This is a genomic window from Lonsdalea populi, assembly GCF_015999465.1.
In the GTDB taxonomy this organism is placed as follows: Bacteria; Pseudomonadota; Gammaproteobacteria; order Enterobacterales; family Enterobacteriaceae; genus Lonsdalea; species Lonsdalea populi.
In genome coordinates this window covers 456,202-481,601 of sequence record NZ_CP065534.1, presented here as the reverse complement: position 1 = coordinate 481,601, position 25,400 = coordinate 456,202, and the positions used below count along the sequence as shown (strand labels likewise).

Below are 25,400 nucleotides of genomic sequence, written 5' to 3'. Positions count from 1 at the left end.
TTGCCTTAAACGCCGGCGATAAGCGTCAGTTGCACCACGGGCACCCCGCGCTGCTTGCGCACGGTGCGAATATTGCCCCGGCTTTCATAAGACAAATCAATCATTCGGACGTCGAACGCACTAAGATTGTCAGCGCTGCCTCACCAGGTGGCAGGCGAAAAAGGCTGGACAACCACTGTATAGATAACCACACTTAATGACGACTTTCTTCTTCATACGGCCTGAGGTTATGACTGCTCCTTCCCCGCGTCAGGGCTTTGTGCTCACCCGTCATTGGCAAGATACGCCGTCCGGCATTCAGGTCGAGTTCTGGCTCGCCACCGACGACGGCCCGCAGCGGGTGCGTCTCCCTCCGCAACAGGCCGTGGCTTTTGTCCCCGCCCGCCATGAAGCGGAAGTCCGCACCGCGCTGAACGGCGAGAAAAGGGCCGAGCTCCGCCCGCTGGGGATGAAAAGTTTTCACCACGAAGATCTGCTGGGCCTTTACTGCCCGCAATATCGCCAGCTGCAGCGTATTGAAAAACGGCTGCAGGAAGCCGGCGTCCCCCTTTATGAAGCCGATATTCGCCCGCCTGAACGTTTTCTGATGGAGCGTTTCATTACTGCGCCGGTCTGGTTCGACGGCGACGCCGGACCGGAAGCTCGAATCCTCAACGCCAGGATGAAACCGGAGCCGCACTATCGTCCGCCGCTGCGCATGGTGTCGCTGGATATCGAAACCAACCGCCACGGCGAGCTGTACTGCATCGGCCTCGAAGGCTGCGGCCGGCGGCAGGTGTTTATGTTGGGTCCGCCCAACGGCGACCCGGCTGACGCGGGCGACTTCACTCTAGAGTATGCGACCAGCCGCCCCCAATTGCTGGAGCAGCTCAACCACTGGATCCAGCAGTACGATCCCGACCTGATCGTCGGCTGGAATCTGGTGCAGTTCGACCTGCGGGTGCTGCAAAAACACGCCGAACGATACGGCATTCCGCTACGCCTGGGGCGGCGACAGGCGGAGCTGGAGTGGCGGGAGCACGGCTACAAACAGGGGCACTTCTTCGCCAGCGCGCCCGGACGACTGATCGTCGACGGAATTGAAGCGCTCAAGTCCGCCACCTGGAACTTCGCCTCCTTCAGCCTGGAGTTCGTCTCCCAAACGCTGCTGGGAGAAGGCAAGGCGATGGATAACCCCTACCAGCGGATGGACGAGATCGACCGCCGCTTCGCCGAAGACAAGCCCGCCCTCGCCCACTACAACCTCAAAGACTGCGAGCTGGTCACGCGCATCTTCGACAAGACCGAACTGCTGCCGTTTCTGCTGGAACGCGCCAGCCTCACCGGTCTGGCGGCGGACCGCAGCGGCGGCTCCGTGGCCGCCTTCACCCATCTCTATCTGCCTCGGATGCACCGGGCTGGCTTCGTCGCTCCAAACCTCGGCGAGATCCCGCCGGAAGCCAGCCCCGGCGGCTTTGTCATGAATTCCCACCCCGACCTGTATGATTCGGTGCTGGTGCTGGATTATAAAAGCCTGTATCCCTCCATCATTCGCACCTTTCTGATCGACCCCGTCGGACTGGCCGTCGGCATGCGGCACCCGGACGAACAGCACGCGGTTAAGGGCTATCGCGGCGCATGGTTTTCCCGTGAGCAGCACTGTCTGCCCGCGATTGTCGGCAGCCTCTGGCAGGAGCGCGAGGCGGCGAAGCGCAGCGGCAACAAACCGCTGTCGCAGGCGCTGAAAATCATCATGAATGCCTTCTACGGCGTGCTGGGCTCCAGCGGCTGTCGCTTCTTCGATCCGCGACTGGCCTCCTCCATCACCCTGCGCGGACACGACATCATGCAGCAAACGCAGGCGCTGATTGAAGCCCGCGGCTATCAGGTGATTTACGGCGATACCGACTCGACGTTCGTCTGGCTCAATCACGCTCATAGCGAGCAGGAAGCGGACGCCATCGGCCGGGAACTGGCGCAGTACGTGAACGCGTGGTGGCGCGAGCATCTGGCGCGGACGCAGGGGCTGGAGTGCGCCCTGGAACTGGAATATGAAACCCATTATCAGCGTTTCCTGATGCCCACCATTCGCGGCGCGGAACAGGGCAGTAAAAAGCGCTACGCCGGACTGACGTTGGACGCCGGCGGCGAGCCGCAGGTGGTGTTTAAAGGGCTGGAGACCGTACGCAGCGACTGGACGCCGCTGGCGCAACGGTTTCAGCAGCAGCTCTACGCGCGAATTTTCCGGCGTGAGGCCTATCAGGAGTGGGTGCGCGACTATGTGCGCAAAACGCAGAACGGCGAGTGGGATGACCAACTGGTCTACCGCAAGCGGCTGCGCCACAAGCTAAGTGAGTACCAGCGCAATGTCCCGCCGCAGGTGCGGGCCGCCAGAATGGCCGACGAATATAACCGCGAGCACGGGCGTCCACTCCAGTATCAAAACGGCGGCTGGATCAGCTACGTCATGACCGTCAACGGCCCAGAACCGCTGGAAGCCCGTCATTCGCCGCTGGATTATCAGCACTATGTGGAAAAACAGCTGCGGCCGGTGGCGGATGGGATTCTGCCTTTCCTGCACGACGACTTCACCATGCTGGTCACCGGCCAAATGGGACTGTTTTGATTCCCTGACGGCGGTTTGGCAGGTGACGAACGCGCGCCCATCCAGTACCATAGCGCCCTTTCCGAATCCGGCGGTATTTTCGATAAGATCTTGCGCTGTCGTCAGCCCATACACTCAGATTCGGGCCGTATCCGCGCAGGACGGCGCCTAGCGCAGGCCTTTCAGACCAACGTTTCGAATGCGCGGACGCCGCGGCGCGCGGGAAGCGTCTATCGCGGCGCTGCAGGCCGTCAGCCGCATTCAAGGATGACGGCGATCGCCAACTCACACATAACAATACGGGTCATGCCTGACCGGCCGCCGGCCATACCTCGGCGCGGCAATGCGGCGTTTACGCCCTTTTGCGGCGGGCGCCCCACAATGACGGTCATTCAGACAATTTTCGACAACGACGAGTATCGAGCTAAGCACATATGCCTTTTACACTTGGTCAACGCTGGATCAGCGACACAGAAAGCGAATTGGGATTAGGAACAGTAGTGGCGGTTGATGCCAGAATGGTGACCCTGCTGTTCCCCGCCAGCGGCGAGAATCGCCTCTATTCACGCAATGATGCCCCCATCACCCGAGTCATGTTTAACCCGGGCGATACCGTCACCAGCCATGAAGGCTGGCAGATGCAGGTCAACGAAGTCAGCGACGAAAACGGTCTGCGCATCTATATCGGCCAGCGGCTCGACGATGAGACGCCCGCCCTGCTGCGAGAAGTCTTCCTCGACAGCAAGCTGACCTTCAACAAGCCGCAGGATCGTCTGTTCGCCGGCCAGCTCGACCGGATGGATCGCTTTGCCCTGCGCTATCGCGCCCGCCAACACCTGCATGCTCAGGCCCAGCAGCCGTGGAGCGGTCTGCGCGGCATGCGCGCCAGCCTGATCCCTCACCAGCTCTATGTCGCGCACGAAGTCGGCCAGCGCCATGCGCCGCGCGTTCTGCTGGCGGACGAAGTAGGTTTGGGGAAAACCATCGAAGCCGGGATGATCATCCATCAACAGCTGATGTCAGGCCGCGCCGAGCGCGTGCTTATCGTGGTGCCGGAGACGCTACAGCACCAGTGGCTGGTGGAAATGCTGCGCCGCTTCAACCTGCTGTTCTCGCTGTTCGACGACGAACGCTACGCCGAAGCGTTGCTGGATAGCAGCAACCCGTTCGAAACCGAGCAGCTAATTATCTGTTCGCTGAGTTTTGTCCAGCGCAACCCGAAACGTTTTGAACAGTTGGCTAATGCCGACTGGGATCTGCTGGTGGTCGACGAAGCACATCATCTGACCTGGAGCGAAGCCGGGCCAAGCCCGCAGTATCAGGCCATAGAGCGACTGGCGAGCGTCACCCCGGCGGTTCTGCTGTTGACCGCCACGCCGGAGCAACTGGGTCAGGAAAGCCACTTCGCCCGCCTGCGTTTGCTGGACCCCAACCGCTTCCACGACTACGCCGAATTTGTGGCCGAGCAGCAACGCTATCAGCCGGTGGCCGATGCCGTAACACAGCTACTCACCGGCGACGAGGCCAGCGCGGACGATCTTCAGGCGCTGGCCTCGCTGCTGGGCGGACAGGACGTCAGCGGGCTGCTGAAAGCCATCAACGCTGCGGACGAGGACACTGCGCGTTCAGCGCGGGAAGAGCTGATCGCCCTGCTGATGGACCGCCACGGCACCAGCCGCGTGCTGTTCCGCAACACCCGTCAGGGCGTACAGGGCTTCCCGGAACGTCAGCTACAGACCACCCCGCTGCCGCTGCCCGCCCAATATCAGACCGCGATTAAGGTGTCCGGCATTATGTCCGGCGCCAAAACCGCCGAGAAGCGCGCGCAGGATATGCTGTACCCTGAGCAAATCTATCAGCAGTTCGAAGATGAAAACGCCACCTGGTGGAGCTTCGATCCCCGCGTGGAGTGGCTGCTCGACTACCTGACCCGCCACCGCGACGAGAAAGTGCTGGTGATCTGCGCCAAGGCCGCCACCGCGCTGCAGTTGGAACAGGCGCTGCGCACGCGTGAAGCCATCCGCGCCGCGGTATTCCACGAAGGGCTGTCGATTCTGGAGCGCGACCGTGCCTCCGCCTACTTCGCCTCGGAAGAGGAAGGCGCTCAGGTGCTAATCTGCTCCGAAATCGGTTCCGAAGGCCGTAACTTCCAGTTCGCCAGCCACCTGGTGATGTTCGACCTGCCGTTCAATCCCGACCTGCTGGAGCAGCGCATCGGCCGTCTGGATCGCATCGGTCAGGAGAATGACATCCAGATTCTGGTGCCTTATCTGGAAAATACCGCGCAGGCGCTGCTGGTGCGCTGGTATCACGAAGGTCTGGATGCGTTCGAACACACCTGCCCGACCGGCCGTTCCATCTACGACAGCCATTACGATCGCCTGATCGCGCTGCTGGCCCAGCCGGAACAGCAGGAGGGCGTCGACGACTTTATTCGCGACTGCCGTCAGCAGCACGACGCGTTGAAAGCCCGGTTGGAGCAGGGTCGCGACCGCCTGCTGGAGATGCACTCCAACGGCGGCGAACAGGCGAAAAAACTGTCCGCCGATATCGCCGCGCAGGACGACGACGTCGCGCTGGTCAACTTCGCGCTTAACCTGTTCGACATCATCGGCATCCATCAGGAAGATCGCAGCGACAACTTGATCGTGCTGCGTCCATCGGAACATATGCTGGTGCCGGACTTCCCCGGATTGTCCCAGGACGGCTGTACGATCACCTTCGATCGCGAGCAGGCGTTGTCCCGGGAGGATGCCCAGTTCATCAGTTGGGAGCACCCGTTGATCCGTAACGGACTGGATCTGATTCTGTCCGGCGATACCGGCAGCTGCGCCGTGTCGCTGCTGAAAAACAAGGCGCTGCCGGTCGGTACGCTGTTGACAGAACTGGTGTACGTGGTCGAGGCGCAGGCGCCGAAAAAACTGCAGCTCACCCGTTTTCTGCCGCCGACGCCGGTGCGCATTCTGCTGGATCGCAAAGGCGCCGATCTGGCCGCGCAGGTGGAGTTCGAGAGCTTCAACCGTCAGCTGGCCGCGGTCAACCGCCATACCGCCAGCAAACTGGTGAACGCCGTCCAGCCCGATGTGCATGACATGCTGCAAAAGGCGGAACCGCTGGTCGCCGAACAGGCCCGCAAGCTGATTGCGACGGCCACACAGTTTGCCGACAAAGCGCTGCGGCACGAGCTGGAACGCCTCACGGCGCTCAAAGCGGTGAACCCCAACATCCGCGAAGACGAGCTACAGGCGCTGGAAACCCAGCGGGAACAGGTGCTGCTGAATCTCGACCAGGCAAACTGGCGCCTGGACGCCATCCGTCTGGTCGTGGTTTCCCACCAATAATCGCAACACGATGGCGCTTATTACTCACGCGGCGAGGGGAACCCCTTGCCGCCCGATCGGAGCCGGTCATGGAACCCTATAACCCGCCGCAAGATCCCTGGCTGCAGGTGCTGTATCAGGACGACCAACTGATGGTGGTCAACAAACCCAGCGGTCTGTTGTCCGTGCCCGGCCGCGCGCCAGAAAACCGCGATAGCATCATGAGTCGGATTCAGGCGGAATACCCGTCTGCGGAATCCGTTCATCGCTTGGATATGGCAACCAGCGGTGTCATCGCCGTCGCGTTGACCAAAGCGGCCGAACGAGAGCTGAAGCGCCAGTTCCGCGAGCGCGAGCCGAAAAAGATCTATATCGCCCGTGTCTGGAGGCATATGGCGCAAGATGAAGGCCGGGTCGATCTGCCGTTGATCTGCGACTGGCCCAACCGTCCCAAGCAGAAAGTCTGCTTTGACGAGGGCAAGCCCGCGCAAACCCTATGGGAGGTTTTGTCTCGCGACGACGATGGCACAACCCGGGTAAAGCTGATGCCGATCACCGGCCGCTCCCATCAGCTGCGAGTGCACATGCTGGCTATCGAACATCCAATTCTGGGGGATGGTTTCTACGCGCCGCCCGCCGCGCGGGCAATGGCATCGCGTCTACAGTTGCACGCGCAGGAATTGTTTATCACCCATCCGGCGTCGCGCAAGCCGATGCATTTTCGCTGCGAACCTGATTTTTGATGGAGCAAGAGGTAGAAAGAGAAGAGGATTCGTCGACGAAGACGGGGGAGCGAAGAAACGTTAACGCGAGAACTTGTGAACCTTGAGAAATTCGTAGGCCGCCTGAATATCTTGCGCTTTGCGCTTGGACAATTCGATCATCCGGGGCGACAGCCCCTTCCCCACCACCTTGTCCGGATGATGTTCGCTCATCAGCTTGCGATAAGCCCGCTTCACCGTCGCCGCATCATCATGGGAACGCACGCCCAACGTTCGGCAGGCGCTCTCCACGGTCGGACCGCGCGGATGCACCGGCGGCCGCTGATGCTGGGAGTGTCCGTGGTATGACTGTCCCCGACGCTGATGCGCATTGCCGTTCTGCTGTGACCCTCCGCCATGGCCGCGCTGCGACTGACCATGCGATTGCTGCGTCGCCCGCTCCATCGTGCGCAGAAACAGTTCGAACTGCGCCCGCGTCACGCCGAGCTCATCGGCAAAGACATACAGCAGCCGGCGTTCGTTAGGATGTAGCGCGCCGTCGATGAAGGCAACCTGTAGCTGAATTTCCAAAAATAGGCGAACCATATCGAAACGGCCGATGCAGACATCGCGCAGTTTACGCAGCTTGCCGCGCACCGGGAACTGGCGGGATTTCCCTTCGCGAAACGCCTGTTGGGCCGCGTTGCGCGCTTCCCCGTGCAACTCCAGCCGGTCCATCACATGGGTTGCGGCGAGAATATCGGCTTCCGTCACCCGGCCTTTCGACTTGGTGAGATGGCCCATCGCCTGAAACGTGGTGATGTAGAACAGCGCCTGACGGGAGGAGTGTGCGGAGAAAGCGGTGCGCCGACGCGACGAACGGGCTCTGTCAAATAAATGACCCACCAGCAGCCCGATGATCACCGCACCGACGCCACCGCTGGACGCTGCGCCCATCGCTAGCCCCAGCAACTTTCCCCAATAGCGCATATACTCCTCAAATCCTCATGCCGCCGGCCAAAAATTGCTTTATCATACCCGTCATTTATCTTTGCTCCTAACGGCAGCGCGTAGAAAACGGCGGGGATTTAGCACTGGCACTGCGCCAGCGCGTGATATAGTCTCTGACGGTTTGCCGGCATGATGCCCCTGATGACGGAACACCTAATACCGCGTATGAAAAAAAGTTTCCCAACTCTACTGGCCTCGTTAGTGTGGTCAGCGCTCTACAGCCAGCAAGCCATGGCGGACCTCGCCTCTCAGTGTATGCTCGGCGTACCGACGTATAACCGCCCGCTGGTAACCGGCGATACCGGTCAGTTGCCCGTCCGCATTCAGGCAGATCACTCCCAGGCGAACTATCCCGATAACGCTGTATTCACCGGCAACGTGAATATTGAGCAAGGCAACCGGGTGATGACCGCCAGGGAAGTCGAGCTGAATCAGATACAGCAAGCGGGTAAAACCGACCCGACCCGCACGATAACCGCCACCGGCGATGTCCGGTACGATGATAACCAGGTGATCCTGAAAGGACCTAAAGCCTGGTCGAATCTGAACACTAAAGACACTGACGTGTACCAGGGCGACTACCAGATGGTCGGGCGTCAGGGCCGCGGCGATGCCAACAAGATGAAGCTGCGCGATGACAACCGATACACCATTCTGGAAAACGGCACCTTCACGTCCTGCCTACCGGGTGACGATAGCTGGAGCGTCGTGGGTTCGGAAGTCATCCACGACCGGGAAGAAGAAGTGGCTGAAATCTGGAACGCACGATTCCGTATCGCCGGCGTGCCGATTTTTTATAGCCCATATCTTCAGCTTCCCGTAGGCGATCGCCGCCGTTCCGGTTTCCTGATCCCGAACGCCAAGTATGGCAAAAATAACGGCTTCGAGCTGATGACGCCGTACTACTGGAACATCGCCCCGAACTTCGACGCCACGATTACGCCGCATATGCAGACCAAACGTGGGCTGCAATGGGAAAACGAATTCCGCTACCTGACCCGCGCGGGCGCGGGCGTGTTCGAGCTGGACTGGCTGCCCAGCGATAAGCAGTATGACAAACAAATCAAGGCCGGCACTTATGAAGCAGACAGCAATACCACCCGTTGGCTGACGTACTGGCAGCACAGCGGCGTGCTGGATCAGGTCTGGCGTTTCAACGTCGACTACACCAAAGTCAGCGACCCGTACTACTTTACCGATCTGGAGTCCAAATACGGCTCCACCACCGACGGCTACGCCACCCAGAAGTTCAGCGCCGCCTACGCCGACCGCAACTTCGATGCGACGCTGTCGACGCGCAGCTATCAGATATTCAGCAATACCTCTGATGTCTATCGCGCACAGCCGCAGTTGGACGTGAACTACTACCTTAACGATTTGGGTCCTATCGACATGCACCTGTACGGGCAGGCGGTGAAATTCACCAACGTTGACCCGGATATGCCGACGGCGACCCGACTGCACGCCGAGCCGACCTTCAGCCTGCCGCTGTCCAACGGCTGGGCAAGTCTGAATACCGAAGCCAAGCTGATGGCGACCCACTATCAGCAGAGCAATCTGACTCATTACAATAACAACATCAACAACACCCCACTGGATGAGTCGGTCAACCGCGTGATGCCGCAGTACAAAGTCGACGGCAAACTGGTCTTTGAACGGGATATGGACTGGGCGAAGGGGTATACCCAAACGCTGGAACCGCGGGCGATGTACCTGTACGTGCCGTACCGCGACCAGAGCAAGATTCAGTCCTATGACTCGACCCTGCTGCAGAGCGACTATGCCGGGTTGTTCCGCGACCGCACCTATGGCGGCCTGGACCGTATCGCCTCTGCCAACCAGGTCGCAAGCGGGGTCACCACCCGCCTGTACGACGACGCGCTGGTGGAACGTTTCAACGCCTCGCTCGGCCAGATTTACTACTTCGAACGTCCGCGAACCGGCAACACCAACTCGTCGCTCGACAACAACTACCACAACGGCAGCCTGACCTGGGCGGGCGATACCTACTGGAAGATCGCCGATAACTGGGCGATTCGCGGCGGCGCGCAGTACGACGCTCGCGTGGATAACTTCACGGTCGGCGACGCCGTGCTGGAATATCGCGGCGGCGGCGAACGGATGCTGCAGTTGAACTACCGTTACGCCAGCGCGGAATATATCCAATCCATGCTGAACAGCAAAGACGCGCTTCCGGCCTATCAGCAGGGCATTTCTCAGGTGGGGATGACCGGCAGCTGGCCGCTGTCCGAGCGCTGGGCCGTCGTCGGCGCGTATTACTACGACACCAAGATGAACCAGCCGGCCGATCAGCTGATTGGTCTGCAGTATTCCACCTGTTGCTGGGCGGTCAATGTCGGTTACGAAAGGAAGATCACCACCTGGAACACCGCCTCCAACAGCAGCGTCTACGACAACAAAGTGGGCGTGTCGTTCGAACTGCGCGGTCTGAGCAGCAACTACAGTTTGGGCACAGACAAAATGCTGGCAAACGGCATTTTGCCGTACCAACGCTCTTTCTAATGGTGTACCGCCGGGAACTCTGGCCGCAATAAGCGTCTAATACCGGTAGCAATTCAACATTTAACCCGCCTTCGGGCGGATGACATTTAATGGGAAAGGTATGAACAACTGGAAAGCACTGATTCTGGGACTGACGCTGAGCGTCTCGACAGCGTTTGCCGCGCCGCAGGTCGTTGATAAAGTTGCCGCGGTGGTGGATAACGGCGTCGTGCTGGAAAGTGATGTCAATGGCTTACTGCAGTCGGTTAAGCTGAACGCACAGGGCGCCGGCCAGCAGTTGCCCGATGACGCCACGCTGCGCCATCAGATCCTCGACCGCCTGATTGTCGACAGCATTGTGCTGCAAATGGCCCAGAAGATGGGCGTTCAGATCACCGACGAGCAGTTGGATCGCGCCATCAGCGGCATCGCGGCTCAGAACCGCATGACGGTCGCTCAGATGCGCGACCGCCTGGCGCAGGAAGGCATCAGCTACGATACCTACCGCAGCCAAATCCGCAAAGACATGACCATCGCCGAAGTGCGCAATAACGAAGTCCGCCGCCGCATCACCATCCTCCCGCAGGAAGTCGACGCGCTGGCCAAGCAGGTTTCTAATCAGAATACCGGCGATACCGAGGTCAATCTGAGCCATATCCTGCTGCCGCTGTCGGAAAACCCGACGCAGCAGGAAGTCGATCAGGCCGAAGATCTGGCTAAGCGTCTGGTGAAAGAAGCGAACGAAGGCGCCGACTTTGGCAAGCTCGCCATCACCTACTCCGCCGATCAGCAAGCGCTGAAAGGGGGACAGATGGGCTGGGGTAAACTGCAGGAGCTGCCGACGCTGTTCGCCGAAAGCCTGGTGCAGGCGCAGAAAGGCCAGATAGTCGGCCCGATCCGTTCCGGCGTCGGCTTCCACATTCTGCGCGTTAACGACATCCGCGGCGAAGACAAAACCGTTTCCGTCACGGAAACGCACGCCCGCCACATTCTGCTCAGGCCTTCTGTCGTGATGACGGACGATCAGGCCCGCGCCAAACTGCTGGAAGTCGCGCAGCAGATCAAGAGCGGCGCCACCACCTTCGCCGCTCAGGCGCGCCAGCTGTCGCAGGATCCGGGTTCCGCCAATCAGGGCGGCGATCTGGGCTGGTCCTCTCCAGACGTTTACGATCCGGTATTCCGCGACGCGCTGCTAAAACTGCACAAAGGGGAAATCAGCCCGCCGGTTCACTCCTCCTTTGGCTGGCATCTCATTCAGCTAATGGACACCCGTCAGGTCGATAAGACCGACGCGGCGCAAAAAGAGCGCGCCTACCGCATGCTGTTCAACCGTAAGTTTGCGGAAGAAGCGCAGACCTGGATGCAGGAAAAACGCGCGGCCGCCTACGTCAAAGTTATGGATGGGCAGAGCAACTGATGCCAATTGAACGCAGCATTCCACGCATCGTGATCACCCCCGGCGACCCCGCCGGGATTGGCCCTGATCTGATCGTCTCGCTGGCCCAACAGGCATGGCCGGTCGAACTGGTGGTCTGCGCCGATCCCGCGCTGCTGAGCAGCCGGGCACAGACGCTGAATATCCCGCTGACTGTGCGGGAGTATCTTCCCGCTCAGCCCGCGCGTCCTCAGCAGGCCGGTACGCTGACCGTTCTGCCGGTTAAACTCGCGGTGACCGCCGTTCCCGGCCAGTTGAACGTTGAGAACAGTCGTTACGTCGTCGAGACGCTGGCTCAGGCCTGCGACGGCTGCCTGCGTGGCGAATTTGCCGCCCTGGTTACCGGTCCGGTGCATAAAGGCATTATCAACGAAGCGGGCGTGCCGTTCACCGGGCATACCGAATTCTTTGCCGAACGCAGCCACTGCGAGCGAGTCGTCATGATGTTGGCGACCGAGGAGCTGCGCGTCGCGCTGGCGACGACGCATCTGCCGCTGAGAGAAGTGGCGGATGCGGTCGACCGCCAGTGTTTACACGAAGTCGTCACCATTCTCGATCACGATTTGCGAACCAAATTCGGTATTGCAAACCCGTCGATCTATGTTTGCGGCCTCAATCCCCATGCGGGCGAAGGCGGTCATATGGGTCGGGAAGAGCTGGACGTCATCATTCCGGCGCTCGCTGAGCTGCGGGAGAAAGGCATTCAGCTGGTCGGCCCGCTGCCGGCGGATACCTTGTTCCAACCTAAATATTTGCAGCCGGCGGACGCCGTGCTGGCGATGTATCACGACCAGGGATTGCCGGTTCTGAAGTATCAGGGCTTCGGCCGGGCAGTCAACATCACGCTGGGTCTGCCGTTTATCCGTACATCGGTCGACCACGGCACGGCGCTGGAGCTGGCCGCCACCGGCCAGGCCGATCCCGGCAGTTTCAGCACCGCCTTAAATCTTGCTATTAAAATGATTGCTAATCGTAATGAATAATCGAGTACACCAAGGCCACTTCGCTCGTAAGCGTTTCGGGCAAAACTTTTTACACGATCATTTTGTGATCGACAGCATTGTCTCCGCCATCCACCCGCTGCCGGATCAGGCGCTGGTGGAAATCGGCCCTGGCCTGGGTGCTCTTACCGCGCCCGTGGGAGAGCGACTGAATCACTTTACCGTCGTCGAGCTGGACCGCGATCTGGCCGCGCGGCTGGAAGTGCATCCCACGCTGAAAGATAAGCTCACCATCATCCAGCAGGATGCCATGAAAGTGGACTTCGCCGAGCTGGCGCAGCAAATCGGCCAGCCGCTGCGGGTTTTCGGCAACCTGCCGTATAATATTTCCACGCCGCTGATGTTCCATCTGTTCAGCTATACTCAGGCTATTCGCGACATGCACTTTATGTTGCAGAAAGAGGTGGTCAACCGGTTGGTCGCGGGGCCGAACAGTAAAGCCTACGGCCGTTTGAGCGTGATGGCGCAGTATTACTGCCAGGTTATCCCGGTACTCGAAGTTCCCCCCACCGCGTTTAGACCTGCGCCGAAAGTCGAGTCGGCAGTCGTGCGGCTGGTGCCTCACACGACGTCGCCTTATCCTCAGGTCGATACCCGCGTGCTGAGCAGGATCACCACTGAAGCCTTTAATCAGCGCCGTAAAACGCTGCGCAACAGCCTGGGCAATCTGTTTACGCAAGAGCAGTTGGCGGAACAGGGCATTAATGCCAACGATCGCGCAGAAAACGTGACCGTAGAGCAGTATTGCAAGCTCGCTAACTGGCTCAGCAGTCATCCTACGGCGCAGGAATAAACTGGAGTTGTCGTCATGATTAACGCGCCCCGAGTTTGCATACAGGTTCAGAGTTTTTACGTAGAAGCACAGTCTGCGCCGGAAGAAGATCGCTACGTCTTTGCTTACACCATCACGATCCGCAATCTGGGGCGCCACGACGTCAAACTGATGAGCCGTTACTGGCTCATCACCAACAGCAACGGACGCCAGACCGAAGTTCAGGGAGAAGGCGTCATCGGCGTTCAGCCCGTCATCCATCCCGGTAGTGAATTCCAATACACCAGCGGCGCCATTCTCGAAACGCCGTTGGGGACGATGGAAGGCCACTATCAGATGCTCGATCATCAGGGCGAGACGTTCCAGGAATCCATTCCGGTGTTCCGCCTGGCAATCCCTTCATTGATACACTGATTATGGCTACCTATCTTGTTGGCGACGTTCACGGCTGTTTCGTTGAATTGGAAGCGCTATTGGCGCAAGTTTCTTTCGATCCCGCGCGGGACACCCTATGGCTGACCGGCGATCTCGTCGCCCGCGGACCCGATTCGCTGCAGGTGCTGCGCTTCGTGAGCTCGCTGGGTTCGTCGGTGCGCATGGTGCTGGGCAACCACGACCTGCATCTGCTGGCGGTCTACGCCGGCATCAGCCGTCCCAAGCCCAAAGACCGGCTGGAAACGCTGCTCGCCGCGCCGGATATCGACGATCTCATTAATTGGCTACGTCGCCAGCCGGTGCTACAGGTTGATGAAGCGCTTAAGCTGACGATGGCCCACGCCGGGATCACGCCGCAGTGGGATCTGGACACGGCGCTAATGTGCGCCCGCGAAGTCGAGTCCATCCTGAGCAGCGACAGCTATCCGCTGTTTCTGGACGCGATGTACGGCGACATGCCGAACAACTGGCTGCCGGAGCTAAGCGGACTACCGCGACTGCGCTTCAGCACCAATGTCTTCACCCGCATGCGCTACTGCTTCAGCGGAGGTCAGTTGGATATGATGTGCAAAACGCCGCCCGCGCAGGCGCCGTCCATGCTCAAACCCTGGTTCAATCTACCCGGACCGGTGCCGAGCGAATACGCCATCGCCTTCGGCCACTGGGCATCGCTGGAAGGCAAAGGCACGCCCGAAGGCATCTATGCGCTGGATACCGGCTGCTGCTGGGGCGGCACGCTGACGTTGCTACACTGGGAAACGCAGCGCTATTATCGCCAGCCGTCTCAGTTTGTACGGCAGGATGAAAACGCGCAAAACGTCGAGTAAAAGCATCACAATCTGAGAGCTATTCGTCTCCCCGCTAGCGAGACAGCGCTAAAAGTGAAAAAGAGATGCCGGATGGGCATCTCTTTTTTTTGAACCCCGCCAGGAGGCGGGAAGCTAGAGGCTAGCGACGCTCCAGTATTTCGAAGCAGTAGTGGTGAGAGTTGCGCTCATCCGCTTCATGAAACTCACTGAACGTGGAACGCCACTCATCCGGCTCATAGTCCGGGAAGTGGGTGTCGCCCTCAACGTCGGCGTCAATGTGCGTCAGATAAAGCCGTTGCGCCAGGGGCAACATCTGTCGGTAGATACTGCCGCCGCCAATGACCATAACTTCTTCGACATCGCCCGCCTCGGCCAGCGCGGCCTCCGGTGACGTGACCCAAATCACGCGGTCATCGTCGCCCGGCTGACGGCTGATCACGATATTACGCCTTCCCGGCAGCGGCTGACCGATGGAGCGGAACGTGTTGCGTCCCATCACAATCGGCTTATCGAGCGTATTGCGCTTGAACCACGCCAGATCGGCAGGGAGATGCCAGGGCATGGCATTTTCCATCCCAATAACCCGATCCATCGCCATCGCAGCAATCAAACTAATAACCATGGTAGAACCCTGTAGGCAAAAATTGTTGCCACTATACGGAAAGCCGGTTCGGGCGTCGATAAATGAACGGTATCCAAATTTGTTCTCAGAGCTCTCTGATTTGTCATACTCCCGGACGCCGGTGATAAACCCACAGTCCGGGCAGCGACAGTCCGATGGAGAGCGCACCGACGATGAAGCTGGCCTTGAGAAATTGGGTGATCAGCTGCTGCATCAGCGCTTCGCTGTAGCCCTGATGCGACAGCTCCACCACCGAGATCATCGCGGTATAGGCGGAGATACCGGGGAACATCGGGATCACCGCCGCGACGGTAAACACCTTGGGGTGCGCCAGCAGCCAGCGCGACCAGTGAATACCCAGCGTGCCGATCAGGATAGCGGCCAGCATGGAAGCCCATTCGATATGCAGGCCGAAATGGGTCATCAAAAAGCGGGAGCCATGCCCCAGCGCGCCGAGCGCGGCGCAGTAGTGCAGCGCCCTGACCGGTACGTTGAACACGATGGCGAAACCCAGCGCCGGCACGGCGGCCAGCGCCATGTCCTGCAACAGCATCCAGAGAAGGTCTAGGCCCATCCGCGCAGCCCCCATATCGCCATTGCCGACACCACGCCGATACAGGTGGAGAGCGTCAACAGACTGGCGATCGCCCAACGCGCCAGCCCGGTGTTGACATGTCCTTTGAACATATCGGCCACCGCGTTAATTAAGGGGAAACCGGGCACCAGCAGCAGCACGCTGGCCGCCATCGCCACCGTGGCGGAGTTCTCCAGCCCCGGTACACGCATCAGCAGGCCGGAAGCGGAAGTGGCGACGAAGGCGGTGATGCAGAAATTGATCAGCGGATTAAAACTACGGACCGTCAGCAGTTGGCGCACGTACATCGCAAGCCCGCTGGCGAGCAGCGCGATAAGGAATGCATCCCAACCGCCGCCGTTCAACCGGCTGAAACAACCGCAAGACAGCGCAACGATGCTCACGACAATCCAGCGCGGGTAACGCAGCGGCTTGATATTGTTGAACCGCTTTGCAACTTCTTCAACGCCCAGCAGGCGATGCTCGGCCATTATCACCACATGCTGCACCTCCGTCACGACATGCATATTGATGCCGCGGTCCTCATTCCTGCGTGTCGTCGTCAAACAGTGTCCGTCGACGATAGTACTTAGCACCACGGCGTTAGCGGAAATTGAACTCTCCACGCTGTCGACGCCCAGCGCTTTGCCCAAACGAGACGAGAGTTGCTCCACTACCGTACTTTCCGCGCCGTGCTGTAGCAGCATCAGCGCACATTGGATGCACAACCGGGTAATATCCCGTTGAGCGATACCTGAACCGATCATATTCATGCTCCGACCCGATCTCAAAAGTCCCAAGAATTCACGCTGACGCCAGTCATAAAAAGTCGTGGCAGGCCCTGAGAACCCTCACCGGTGTTTTACGACCAACTTAGGTCAGCCACAGCGATATTTGCCTACATTATGCACGGATTTACCGCGATGGCTTTGATGACGATAGAGATTATGGCAGCTAATCAGGGAGATGAAATGGAGGAAGAATAAAGCAGACAGGTAAAAACCGGCGAGACAACATGGCGGTGGTGTCGTGAGGGTGAAAGCGTGGAACGGCACATCGCCGCTCCACGCCCTGAGACAGGATGATGACTACAATATGCCGGTGCCGCCGTCCGCGCACCACACCTGACCGGAAGCGTAACTGGCTTCCGCCGAAGCCAGCGTCACGTACAGCGGCGCAATTTCCACCGGCTGCCCTGGACGCCCCATCGGCGAACTGGCGGCAAACTGCTGCACCATCTCCATCGGCTGACCGCCGCTCGACTGCAGCGCCGTCCAGTAGGGTCCTGGCGCGACCGCGTTGACACGGATCCCTTTGCCGGTGATCTGTTTCGCCAGCGCCTTGGTGAACGCCACGTTGCAAGCCTTGGTCTGCGCATAATCCAACAGGATCGCGCTGGGGTTGAAGGCCTGTACCGAGGTCGTATTGATAATCGCCGAGCCGGGTTTCATATGCTGCAACGCAGCTTTGCTGATCCAGAACGGCGCGTAGACATTGGTTTTGAACGTGGCGTCGAACGCTTCGGTCGTCAGCTGCGCAATAGACTCCACATACTGCTGGCGTCCTGCGTTATTAACCAGAATGTCCAGCCCGCCCAGCTTATGCACCGCCTCGTCCACCAGCCTGCGGCAGAACGCCTCATCGCGGATATCGCCGGGGATCGCCACGGCCGTGCGGCCTTCTTCGCGGATCAGGGCGATGACTTCTTTGGCGTCGGACTCTTCTTCCGGCAGATAGTTGATGGCGACATCCGCCCCTTCACGCGCATAGGCGATCGCCACCGCGCGGCCAATACCGGAGTCTCCGCCGGTCACCAGTGCTTTTCGCCCTGTCAGCCGGCCCGAGCCGCGGTAACTCTTCTCGCCGTGATCCGCCAGCGGCTGCATTTTACTCGCTAACCCCGGCGGCGTTTGCGGCTGGCTGGGAAACGGGGGCTTGGGGTAGGCATCGACCGGGTTCTTGCCGGTGAGTGCGGGACGGGAAGACTGACCTTCTTTCTCATATGAAGCCATAGTTATCTCCTGATAAAGGATGTTAAAACGGATGAAAAATGCTCATTCGAGCACTTTTTAGTCACCCTTTAAAGGTAGACGCTAAACACGTTTCATTCAGAGAAACCGGCCTTTTGTGCTGCCAATTTACATTCAACTACAAATAAAAGCGCAAAAAATACGGGCCGATCAGCATAACTGACCGGCCCGTCGCGCCTTGAAAAAGCAGGTTATCCGCTGATTTTAGCGTGCATTTCCTGTACGGAGATCACCTGCTCGGTCGGATCGGCGTTCAGCGACATCGCCGTGGCGAATCCGCCGTTCATGGTGGTGTCGTAGTGCACCTTGTATTGCAGGGCGCTGCGGCGGATCAGCTTGGAGTCCTCAATCGCCTGACGACCGGCCGTGGTATTCACGATGTAAGCGTACTCGCCGTTCTTGATGCGATCCTGAATGTGCGGACGCCCTTCATGTACCTTATTGACCAGACGCGGATTGATGCCCGCCTCGCCCAGCACTACCGCGGTGCCGTGCGTCGCGTCCAGTTCAAATCCATGCTTCAGCAGCTTGGCCGCCAGGTCCACGACGCGGCCTTTGTCGCCTTCGCGTACCGACAGCAGCGCACGGCCGCTTTTCTTCATGGCGGAGCTGCTGCCCAGCATCGCTTTGGCGAAGGCCTCTGCAAACGTGCGGCCCACCCCCATGACTTCACCGGTCGAACGCATTTCCGGCCCCAGAATAGGGTCGACGCCCGGGAATTTATTGAATGGCAACACCACTTCTTTCACCGAGTAATAAGGCGGGATCACTTCTTGGGTGACGCCCTGCTCGGCCAGCGTTTTGCCCGCCATCACGCGCGCCGCCACTTTCGCCAGCGGCACGCCGGTCGCCTTGGAGACGAACGGCACGGTACGCGCCGCGCGCGGGTTCACCTCAATCAGATACACTTCGTTGTTCTTCACCGCGAACTGCACGTTCATCAGCCCGCGCACCGCCAGTTCGAACGCCAATTTTTCCACCTGCTGGCGCATTACATCCTGAATCTCTTTGCTCAGGGTGTACGCCGGCAGCGAGCATGCGGAGTCACCTGAGTGAACCCCAGCCTGTTCGATGTGTTCCATGACGCCGCCGATCAGCACCTGTTGGCCGTCGCAGATGGCGTCCACGTCCACTTCCACCGAGTCGTCCAGGAAGCGGTCCAGCAGCACCGGCGCATCGTTGGAGACGCTCACTGCCGTCTGAAAGTAACGGCGCAGGTCCGTTTCGTCGTAGACGATTTCCATCGCACGACCGCCCAGAACATAAGAAGGACGCACCACCAGCGGATAGCCGAGGCCCGCGGCTTTTTCCACCGCCTGTTCGATGGCGACGACCGTGGCGTTCGCCGGCTGTTTCAAGCCCAGACGTTCGACCGCCTGCTGGAAACGTTCGCGGTCTTCCGCGCGGTCGATGGCGTCCGGGCTGGTGCCGATCACCGGTACGCCGGCCGCTTCCAGCTCACGCGCCAGTTTCAGCGGCGTCTGGCCGCCGTACTGGACGATCACGCCCTTCGGTTTTTCGATACGGACGATTTCCAGTACGTCTTCCAGTGTGACCGGCTCGAAGTAGAGGCGATCGGAGGTGTCGTAGTCCGTAGAGACGGTTTCCGGGTTGCAGTTGACCATGATGGTTTCATAGCCGTCTTCCCGCAGCGCCAGCGAGGCATGTACGCAGCAGTAGTCGAACTCGATACCCTGACCGATACGGTTCGGCCCGCCGCCCAGCACCATGATTTTATCGCGGTCGGAATTCGGGTTGGCTTCGCACTCGTCTTCATAAGTGGAGTACAGGTAAGCCGTATCGGTCGAGAACTCGGCGGCGCAGGTATCCACGCGTTTGTAGACCGGGTGCAGGTTGTACTTGTCGCGCAGCTTACGGATTTCCCCTTCCGATACGCCCGCCAACGTCGCCAGACGCGCATCGGCAAACCCTTTACGCTTCAGCATCCGCAGGAACTCCGGCGTCAGGCTGTTGGCCCCTTCTTGCGCCACCTGCTCTTCCAGACGCACCAGTTCTTCAATCTGCACCAGGAACCAGCGGTCGATATTGGTCAGGTTGAAAACGCCGTCTACCGACATTCCGGCACGGAACGCATCGGCCAGATACCAGATGCGATCGCCGCCCGCGTCTTTCAGCTCACGGCGAATGGTGGTCAGCGCCTCCGGATCGGCCAGATTCACTTTCGGATCAAACCCGGTCGCGCCCACTTCCAGTCCGCGCAACGCTTTCTGCAGCGACTCCTGCTGCGTGCGGCCGATCGCCATCACTTCACCCACCGACTTCATCTGCGTCGTCAGCCGGTCGTTGGAGCCTGCGAATTTTTCGAAGTTGAAGCGCGGGATTTTGGTGACGACGTAATCGATAGACGGTTCGAAGGATGCGGGCGTGCGTCCGCCGGTGATATCGTTCATCAGTTCGTCCAGCGTGTAGCCCACCGCCAGCTTCGCGGCGATCTTCGCAATCGGGAAGCCGGTGGCTTTGGAGGCCAGCGCCGATGAACGGGAGACGCGTGGGTTCATCTCAATGACGATGAGACGGCCATTTTTCGGGTTAACCGAGAACTGCACGTTGGAGCCGCCGGTTTCAACGCCGATTTCACGCAGTACCGCCATCGAGGCGTTACGCATGTTCTGGTATTCCTTGTCCGTCAGCGTTTGTGCCGGAGCCACAGTGATCGAATCGCCGGTGTGGATCCCCATCGCGTCGAAGTTTTCGATAGAGCAGACGATGATGCAGTTATCGTTTTTGTCCCGCACCACTTCCATCTCGTACTCTTTCCAGCCAATCAGCGACTCATCAATCAGCAGCTCATTGGTCGGAGAAAGATCCAGACCGCGGGTACAGATCTCTTCGAACTCTTCGCGGTTATAGGCGATGCCGCCGCCGGTGCCGCCCATCGTAAAGGACGGACGGATAATGCACGGGAAACCCACGTCAGCCGCCACGGCCAGCGCTTCTTCCATCGAGTGCGCAATACCGGAGCGGGCGGTCTCCAGCCCAATTTTCTTCATCGCAATATCGAAACGACGGCGGTCTTCCGCTTTGTCGATGGCATCGGCGGTCGCGCCGATCATCGTGACGCCGAACTCTTTCAGTACGCCACGACGCTCCAGCTCCAGCGCGCAGTTCAACGCCGTCTGGCCGCCCATCGTCGGCAGCACCGCATCCGGCCGCTCTTTATCGATGATTTTGCGCACCACTTCCCAGTGAATCGGCTCAATGTAGGTGGCATCGGCCATTTCCGGGTCGGTCATGATCGTCGCCGGGTTGGAGTTCACCAGAATGACGCGGTAACCCTCTTCGCGCAGCGCCTTGCATGCCTGCGCCCCAGAGTAGTCGAACTCGCACGCCTGACCGATGACGATCGGGCCGGCGCCCAGAATGAGGATACTTTTTATGTCGGTACGTTTTGGCATTTCTCGCTCCTGAGAACCCGCTTATTCGACGCCGTCCGAGGGTGATTCCCCGGCGCGGCGCGACTCAGCGTCTTCTGGTTATTGGGTATTACGGTAAGACTCAATCAGCTCGATAAAGTGGTCGAACAGCGGCGCGGCGTCGTGCGGACCGGGACTGGCTTCCGGGTGTCCCTGGAAGCTGAAAGCCGGTTTATCGGTTCGGTGAATGCCCTGCAACGAGCCGTCGAACAGCGATTTGTGAGTGACGCGCAAATTCGCGGGTAGTGAGGCTTCGTCTACCGCAAAGCCGTGGTTCTGAGCGGTGATCATCACGCGGTCCGCATCCAGATCTTTTACCGGGTGGTTGCCGCCGTGGTGGCCAAATTTCATTTTGATGGTGTCGGCGCCGCTGGCCAGCGCCAGCAGTTGGTGGCCCAGGCAAATGCCGAAGATCGGGATATCGGTATCCAGCAGCGTTTTGATGGCGTCGATGGCATAGTCGCAGGGTGCCGGGTCGCCGGGACCATTGGACAAGAACACGCCGTCTGGATTAAGTTTCAGCACCTCTTCGGCCGGCGTCTGGGCCGGAACGACCGTCAGACGGCAGCCGCGATCCACCAGCATGCGCAGGATGTTGCGCTTGGTGCCGTAGTCGTAGGCCACCACATGGTAAGGCAGCTCGCTTTCGTCTTTGGCCGTCGGCAGATCGCCCTGCAACGTCCAGCTCCCTTGACGCCATTCGTAGCTGGCGGTGGTCGTCACCTCTTTCGCCAGATCCATGCCTTTCAGGCCCGGGAATGACTGCGCTTTTTTCAGCGCCAGCGCGGCATCCGGCGTGTCGCCTACAATAATGCAGCCGTTTTGCGCGCCTTTCTCCCTCAGCAGACGCGTCAGCTTGCGGGTATCGATATCCGCAATCGCCACAATGTTATTGCGCTGAAGGTAGTGGGAGAGGCTTTCCTGGCTGCGGTAGTTGCTGGCGATGAGAGGGAGGTCGCGAATAATCAGGCCTTGCGCCTGAATGGATGAAGATTCTTCGTCGCTGGCGTTGACGCCGACATTACCAATGTGAGGATACGTAAGAGTAACAATCTGGCGGGAATAGGAAGGATCAGTGAGGATTTCTTGATAACCGGTCATCGACGTATTGAAGACCACTTCCCCCACGGCCGATCCCTCTGCCCCAATGGCCCGACCGTGGAATTGGGTTCCGTCTTCCAGAACCAATAGCGCTGACTTGATCAAAACACCCTCCAAGGAATAAACAATCACGTTATTTGCATATTAATTCAGATTCGCCGATCTAAATCAATGCAAAAACCACCTGTAAGGTAAATTTTCGGCAAATTGGGCGCATTTTAATGATGGCCCGGTCAATTGTCCATCCAAAACCAGATTTTTTCTTGTATTTATACCTATTCAGTCAATAAATCCAGCCGACAGCCATAAAAACACACATAAAACAGCGTAAGAAAACGGTTGCTCACCAACATGATAATAAACATGCTCGAGATAGCGTCAATCACGGAACACAGGGAGAAACGAGGTGAAAAACGCGCCAGAATAGGGATAGAAAATAATAAATAAATCGATCAAAGACAAAAATATGATCGTAATTCATTTTTTTAAAAAAAAATAAAATGACACCCAAAGGTGTCATTTAAATCATATAGTTACGATTCAATAAAAAACAAATGAGTTATAAATCATTGAGACCAAGCACATCTTTCATATCATAAAGACCTGCTTTATGCGCATTTAACCAAACTGCGGCTCTCACTGCGCCATTAGCAAAGGTCATTCGGCTTGAAGCCTTGTGGGTTATCTCTACACGCTCGCCGATATCTGCAAACATCGCCGTGTGCTCGCCGACGATATCGCCTGCGCGAACGGTCGCGAAACCGATGCTTTTCGGGTCTCGCTCGCCGGCGTAGCCTTCACGCGCATAGACCGCACAGCTTTTGAGATCGCGCCCCAGCGCGCCGGCGATAGACTCGCCCATGGCCAGCGCCGTTCCAGACGGTGCGTCCACTTTATGGCGGTGATGCGCTTCAATAATTTCAATGTCCGTGTAGTCACCCATGACCTTCGCTGCCTTCTCCAGCAGCTTCAGCATCACGTTCACGCCTACGCTGAAGTTGGCCGCGAAGACGATGCCGATGTCGGCGGCCGCCTGCGAAATCGCGGCTTTGCCCGCATCATCAAAGCCCGTCGTGCCTATAATCATGGATTTAGCGTGCTGACGACAAAACGCCAGATGCGCCAATGTGCCTTCAGGACGGGTAAAATCGATTAAAACGTCGAAGTCGTCCTTTACGGCATCGAGGGAGGCAGAAACGACCACATTCTGTTTTCCCAGTCCGGCCAGTTCGCCGGCGTCGCTGCCGACCAGCGTAGAGCCCTCTCGCTCCAAGGCCGCGCCCATCACGGCGCCGTCGACGTGGTCAACCGCCTGTATCAGTTGACGCCCCATGCGTCCGCCAGCACCGGCAATCGCAATACGGATTGATGAATCCTTCATGTCTTCTCTCTCTTGTTCATGTCATGCATAAAAACTGCATTCAGGGTAACCAAACCGAGCGGCGGAAAGTGTAGCGATCTGCCGACCGGTGAAAATGAGCACGTATTCCGCCTCTGTAACCCGTTCCACCGCCCGCTGAGGGTATTAAGACACCAAATTTTGCGGTGATAAAGACACCATGCAGGTTCATCACTATAACGCATAAACATGCAGTTTCAACGCAGGGAAAATTTTTGGGAAGGAGAAAACGACAGCACCGGACGGGCTAGCGTTCCGTAGATCGTTAGTCGACCTGTTTAACTTCAACGCGCAACTCTTTCGGCACCTCAAACACGATATTTTCCTCGCGACCCACCATCTCGTGCGCGACTTCGCCGCCCAGCGACCGGAGACGCTGTACTACCTCCTGCACCAGAACATCAGGGGCCGATGCACCGGCCGTGACGCCTACACAGGCCGCATTTTTAAACCAGGATTCCTGAATATCGTCTGCCGAATCAATAAGATAAGAGCGTTTTCCGACGCGCTGAGCCAGCTCCGCCAGGCGGTTCGAGTTGGAAGAGTTTTTCGATCCGACCACCAGTACAACGTCCGCTTCGCTGGACAAATGACGCACGGCCTCCTGCCGGTTGGTCGTCGCATAGCAGATGTCGTCCTTACGCGGCCCGACGATCTTGGGAAAACGCGCCCTCAGGGCATCAATCACCGCATAGGTGTCGTCGACGGACAAGGTGGTTTGCGTCATGAAGCACAGATGGTCTTCATGCTTAACCTGCAGTGCAAACACGTCTTCCGGGCTTTCGACCAGATACATTCCGCCCGCTGGGTTGCTGTACTGCCCCATGGTGCCTTCCACTTCGGGATGACCCGCGTGGCCGATCAGAATCGCTTCCATCCCTTTCCGGCTGGCGCGTGCGACTTCCATATGCACCTTGGTAACCAGCGGGCAGGTCGCGTCGAACACGCTCAAATCGCGGCTTTTGGCCTCTGCCCGCACCGCCTGTGAGACGCCGTGCGCCGAGAAAATCAGGATAGCGCCGTCCGGCACTTCATCAATTTGCTCGATAAAAATCGCGCCGCGCTCCCGCAGGCCGTTAACGACAAAGCGGTTATGCACCACTTCATGACGCACGTAAATCGGCGCGCCGTAAATCTCCAGCGCGCGTTCCACGATGCTGATGGCGCGGTCCACGCCCGCGCAGAACCCGCGGGGGTTAGCCAGCAAGATTTTCATGCTTCTCTTCCTGTGACGGGGGATCGATAGCCTGCACGTCGATGTCTAACGTGATGGTATGTCCAGCCAACGGATGGTTGAAATCGACGGTGACGGACTCTTCCGCCACTTTCTGAATAATACCCGGCATATCCTGACCGCCGACGCCGCTGAACAGCATGATCGTCCCGACATCGGGCACGCCGATTTCGGCGAAGTCGCGTCGCAGGAAGAACTGGATCAAATCGGGATTGGCGTCGCCGAAAGCAGACTCGGGCGGCAGGCTAAAGCGACGTTTATCGCCTACCTGAAGCCCCAACAGCTGCTGCTCCAGCTCGGGGGACAAACTGCCATCCCCCAGCCGGAACAGCGCCGGCTTGCCGCTGCGCTGAGTGCTTTCCGCCACAGACCCGTCCTCCAGCGTCAACGTGAAATGCACCAGTACGGCACTGTGGTTCTGAACACGGTCGGACAT

Annotated in this window: 19 protein-coding genes; 9 read left to right on the top strand and 10 right to left on the bottom strand. The window is 58.8% G+C overall.

Annotated elements, in window-relative coordinates:
- Window positions 1–229: 229 nt before the first annotated feature.
- The 3 genes from I6N93_RS02265 (at window position 230) to rluA (ending at window position 6,647) form a co-directional block, all read left to right on the top strand.
- The gene (locus tag I6N93_RS02265) at window positions 230–2,605 is read left to right on the top strand and encodes a DNA polymerase II (RefSeq protein ID WP_085689180.1); all 2,376 of its coding nucleotides are present in this window, start codon (window positions 230–232) and stop codon (window positions 2,603–2,605) included.
- A gap of 413 nt (window positions 2,606–3,018) precedes the next feature.
- Window positions 3,019–5,925, top strand: coding sequence for an RNA polymerase-associated protein RapA (gene rapA, locus I6N93_RS02260; RefSeq protein WP_085689183.1), 2,907 nt, complete (start codon window positions 3,019–3,021; stop codon window positions 5,923–5,925).
- A 68-nt stretch (window positions 5,926–5,993) separates the two neighbouring features.
- Window positions 5,994–6,647 carry a bifunctional tRNA pseudouridine(32) synthase/23S rRNA pseudouridine(746) synthase RluA gene (gene rluA, locus I6N93_RS02255; RefSeq protein WP_085689186.1) on the top strand — a complete coding sequence of 218 codons (654 nt, stop codon included), beginning with the start codon at window positions 5,994–5,996 and terminating at the stop codon, window positions 6,645–6,647.
- A 60-nt stretch (window positions 6,648–6,707) separates the two neighbouring features.
- Here the strand turns inward: rluA and djlA are convergent, their stop codons facing one another.
- Window positions 6,708–7,595, bottom strand: coding sequence for a co-chaperone DjlA (gene djlA, locus I6N93_RS02250; protein ID WP_085689189.1), 888 nt, complete (start codon window positions 7,593–7,595; stop codon window positions 6,708–6,710).
- Between the two features lie 150 nt (window positions 7,596–7,745).
- Here djlA and lptD point away from each other — a divergent pair, with 150 nt between their 5' ends.
- From lptD to apaH, 6 genes are all read left to right on the top strand, one after another.
- Window positions 7,746–10,139, top strand: coding sequence for an LPS assembly protein LptD (gene lptD / locus I6N93_RS02245; protein ID WP_176222562.1), 2,394 nt, complete (start codon window positions 7,746–7,748; stop codon window positions 10,137–10,139).
- 100 nt (window positions 10,140–10,239) lie between these two features.
- On the top strand, window positions 10,240–11,535 hold the full coding sequence (gene surA / locus I6N93_RS02240; RefSeq protein ID WP_112104098.1) for a peptidylprolyl isomerase SurA: 1,296 nt from the start codon (window positions 10,240–10,242) through the stop codon (window positions 11,533–11,535).
- Window positions 11,535–12,536, top strand: coding sequence for a 4-hydroxythreonine-4-phosphate dehydrogenase PdxA (gene pdxA, locus I6N93_RS02235; RefSeq protein WP_085688885.1), 1,002 nt, complete (start codon window positions 11,535–11,537; stop codon window positions 12,534–12,536). The genes surA and pdxA overlap by 1 nt, the downstream gene beginning before the upstream one ends.
- Window positions 12,529–13,347: a 16S rRNA (adenine(1518)-N(6)/adenine(1519)-N(6))-dimethyltransferase RsmA gene (rsmA, locus tag I6N93_RS02230; protein WP_085651806.1), complete on the top strand. Its 819-nt coding sequence runs from the start codon at window positions 12,529–12,531 to the stop codon at window positions 13,345–13,347. Before pdxA ends, rsmA begins: the two co-directional genes overlap by 8 nt.
- Before the next feature lie 15 nt (window positions 13,348–13,362).
- A complete protein-coding gene (gene apaG / locus I6N93_RS02225) occupies window positions 13,363–13,740 on the top strand; it encodes a Co2+/Mg2+ efflux protein ApaG (protein ID WP_026739075.1) in 378 nt (125 codons plus the stop codon).
- 2 nt (window positions 13,741–13,742) lie between these two features.
- Window positions 13,743–14,588, top strand: a complete 846-nt coding sequence (apaH, locus tag I6N93_RS02220; RefSeq protein WP_085688882.1) for a bis(5'-nucleosyl)-tetraphosphatase (symmetrical) ApaH — start codon at window positions 13,743–13,745, stop codon at window positions 14,586–14,588.
- 121 nt (window positions 14,589–14,709) lie between these two features.
- Here the strand turns inward: apaH and folA are convergent, their stop codons facing one another.
- The 9 genes from folA to fkpB all read right to left on the bottom strand — a co-directional run bounded on the left by folA (window position 14,710) and on the right by fkpB (window position 25,400).
- Window positions 14,710–15,192, bottom strand: coding sequence for a type 3 dihydrofolate reductase (gene folA / locus I6N93_RS02215; RefSeq protein WP_085688879.1), 483 nt, complete (start codon window positions 15,190–15,192; stop codon window positions 14,710–14,712).
- A 103-nt stretch (window positions 15,193–15,295) separates the two neighbouring features.
- On the bottom strand, window positions 15,296–15,766 hold the full coding sequence (locus I6N93_RS02210) for a threonine/serine exporter (protein WP_085688876.1): 471 nt from the start codon (window positions 15,764–15,766) through the stop codon (window positions 15,296–15,298).
- Window positions 15,757–16,533 (bottom strand): threonine/serine exporter family protein, encoded by a 777-nt coding sequence (locus I6N93_RS02205; RefSeq protein WP_085688873.1) that lies wholly within the window; start codon window positions 16,531–16,533, stop codon window positions 15,757–15,759. Before I6N93_RS02205 ends, I6N93_RS02210 begins: the two co-directional genes overlap by 10 nt.
- 321 nt (window positions 16,534–16,854) lie before the next feature.
- The gene (locus I6N93_RS02200; protein WP_085688870.1) at window positions 16,855–17,778 is read right to left on the bottom strand and encodes an SDR family oxidoreductase; all 924 of its coding nucleotides are present in this window, start codon (window positions 17,776–17,778) and stop codon (window positions 16,855–16,857) included.
- Window positions 17,779–17,987: 209 nt separating this feature from the next.
- Window positions 17,988–21,212, bottom strand: coding sequence for a carbamoyl-phosphate synthase large subunit (carB, locus tag I6N93_RS02195; protein ID WP_085688867.1), 3,225 nt, complete (start codon window positions 21,210–21,212; stop codon window positions 17,988–17,990).
- A 78-nt stretch (window positions 21,213–21,290) separates the two neighbouring features.
- A complete protein-coding gene (carA, locus tag I6N93_RS02190; RefSeq protein ID WP_085688864.1) occupies window positions 21,291–22,436 on the bottom strand; it encodes a glutamine-hydrolyzing carbamoyl-phosphate synthase small subunit in 1,146 nt (381 codons plus the stop codon).
- Window positions 22,437–22,890: 454 nt separating this feature from the next.
- Window positions 22,891–23,712: a 4-hydroxy-tetrahydrodipicolinate reductase gene (dapB, locus tag I6N93_RS02185; RefSeq protein ID WP_085688861.1), complete on the bottom strand. Its 822-nt coding sequence runs from the start codon at window positions 23,710–23,712 to the stop codon at window positions 22,891–22,893.
- Window positions 23,713–23,995: 283 nt separating this feature from the next.
- A complete protein-coding gene (ispH, locus tag I6N93_RS02180) occupies window positions 23,996–24,946 on the bottom strand; it encodes a 4-hydroxy-3-methylbut-2-enyl diphosphate reductase (protein ID WP_085688858.1) in 951 nt (316 codons plus the stop codon).
- On the bottom strand, window positions 24,927–25,400 hold the full coding sequence (gene fkpB / locus I6N93_RS02175; RefSeq protein WP_085688855.1) for an FKBP-type peptidyl-prolyl cis-trans isomerase: 474 nt from the start codon (window positions 25,398–25,400) through the stop codon (window positions 24,927–24,929). Before fkpB ends, ispH begins: the two co-directional genes overlap by 20 nt.

Bases quoted from the DNA above. Each gene is read 5' to 3' on its own strand.
- I6N93_RS02265 (WP_085689180.1), top strand. From the start codon at position 230: ATGACTGCTCCTTCCCCGCGTCAGGGCTTTGTGCTCACCCGTCATTGG.
- rapA (WP_085689183.1), top strand. From the start codon at position 3,019: ATGCCTTTTACACTTGGTCAACGCTGGATCAGCGACACAGAAAGCGAA.
- rluA (WP_085689186.1), top strand. From the start codon at position 5,994: ATGGAACCCTATAACCCGCCGCAAGATCCCTGGCTGCAGGTGCTGTAT.
- djlA (WP_085689189.1), bottom strand. From the start codon at position 7,595: ATGCGCTATTGGGGAAAGTTGCTGGGGCTAGCGATGGGCGCAGCGTCC.
- lptD (WP_176222562.1), top strand. From the start codon at position 7,746: ATGATGCCCCTGATGACGGAACACCTAATACCGCGTATGAAAAAAAGT.
- surA (WP_112104098.1), top strand. From the start codon at position 10,240: ATGAACAACTGGAAAGCACTGATTCTGGGACTGACGCTGAGCGTCTCG.
- pdxA (WP_085688885.1), top strand. From the start codon at position 11,535: ATGCCAATTGAACGCAGCATTCCACGCATCGTGATCACCCCCGGCGAC.
- rsmA (WP_085651806.1), top strand. From the start codon at position 12,529: ATGAATAATCGAGTACACCAAGGCCACTTCGCTCGTAAGCGTTTCGGG.
- apaG (WP_026739075.1), top strand. From the start codon at position 13,363: ATGATTAACGCGCCCCGAGTTTGCATACAGGTTCAGAGTTTTTACGTA.
- apaH (WP_085688882.1), top strand. From the start codon at position 13,743: ATGGCTACCTATCTTGTTGGCGACGTTCACGGCTGTTTCGTTGAATTG.
- folA (WP_085688879.1), bottom strand. From the start codon at position 15,192: ATGGTTATTAGTTTGATTGCTGCGATGGCGATGGATCGGGTTATTGGG.
- I6N93_RS02210 (WP_085688876.1), bottom strand. From the start codon at position 15,766: ATGGGCCTAGACCTTCTCTGGATGCTGTTGCAGGACATGGCGCTGGCC.
- I6N93_RS02205 (WP_085688873.1), bottom strand. From the start codon at position 16,533: ATGATCGGTTCAGGTATCGCTCAACGGGATATTACCCGGTTGTGCATC.
- I6N93_RS02200 (WP_085688870.1), bottom strand. From the start codon at position 17,778: ATGGCTTCATATGAGAAAGAAGGTCAGTCTTCCCGTCCCGCACTCACC.
- carB (WP_085688867.1), bottom strand. From the start codon at position 21,212: ATGCCAAAACGTACCGACATAAAAAGTATCCTCATTCTGGGCGCCGGC.
- dapB (WP_085688861.1), bottom strand. From the start codon at position 23,712: ATGAAGGATTCATCAATCCGTATTGCGATTGCCGGTGCTGGCGGACGC.
- ispH (WP_085688858.1), bottom strand. From the start codon at position 24,946: ATGAAAATCTTGCTGGCTAACCCCCGCGGGTTCTGCGCGGGCGTGGAC.
- fkpB (WP_085688855.1), bottom strand. From the start codon at position 25,400: ATGTCCGACCGTGTTCAGAACCACAGTGCCGTACTGGTGCATTTCACG.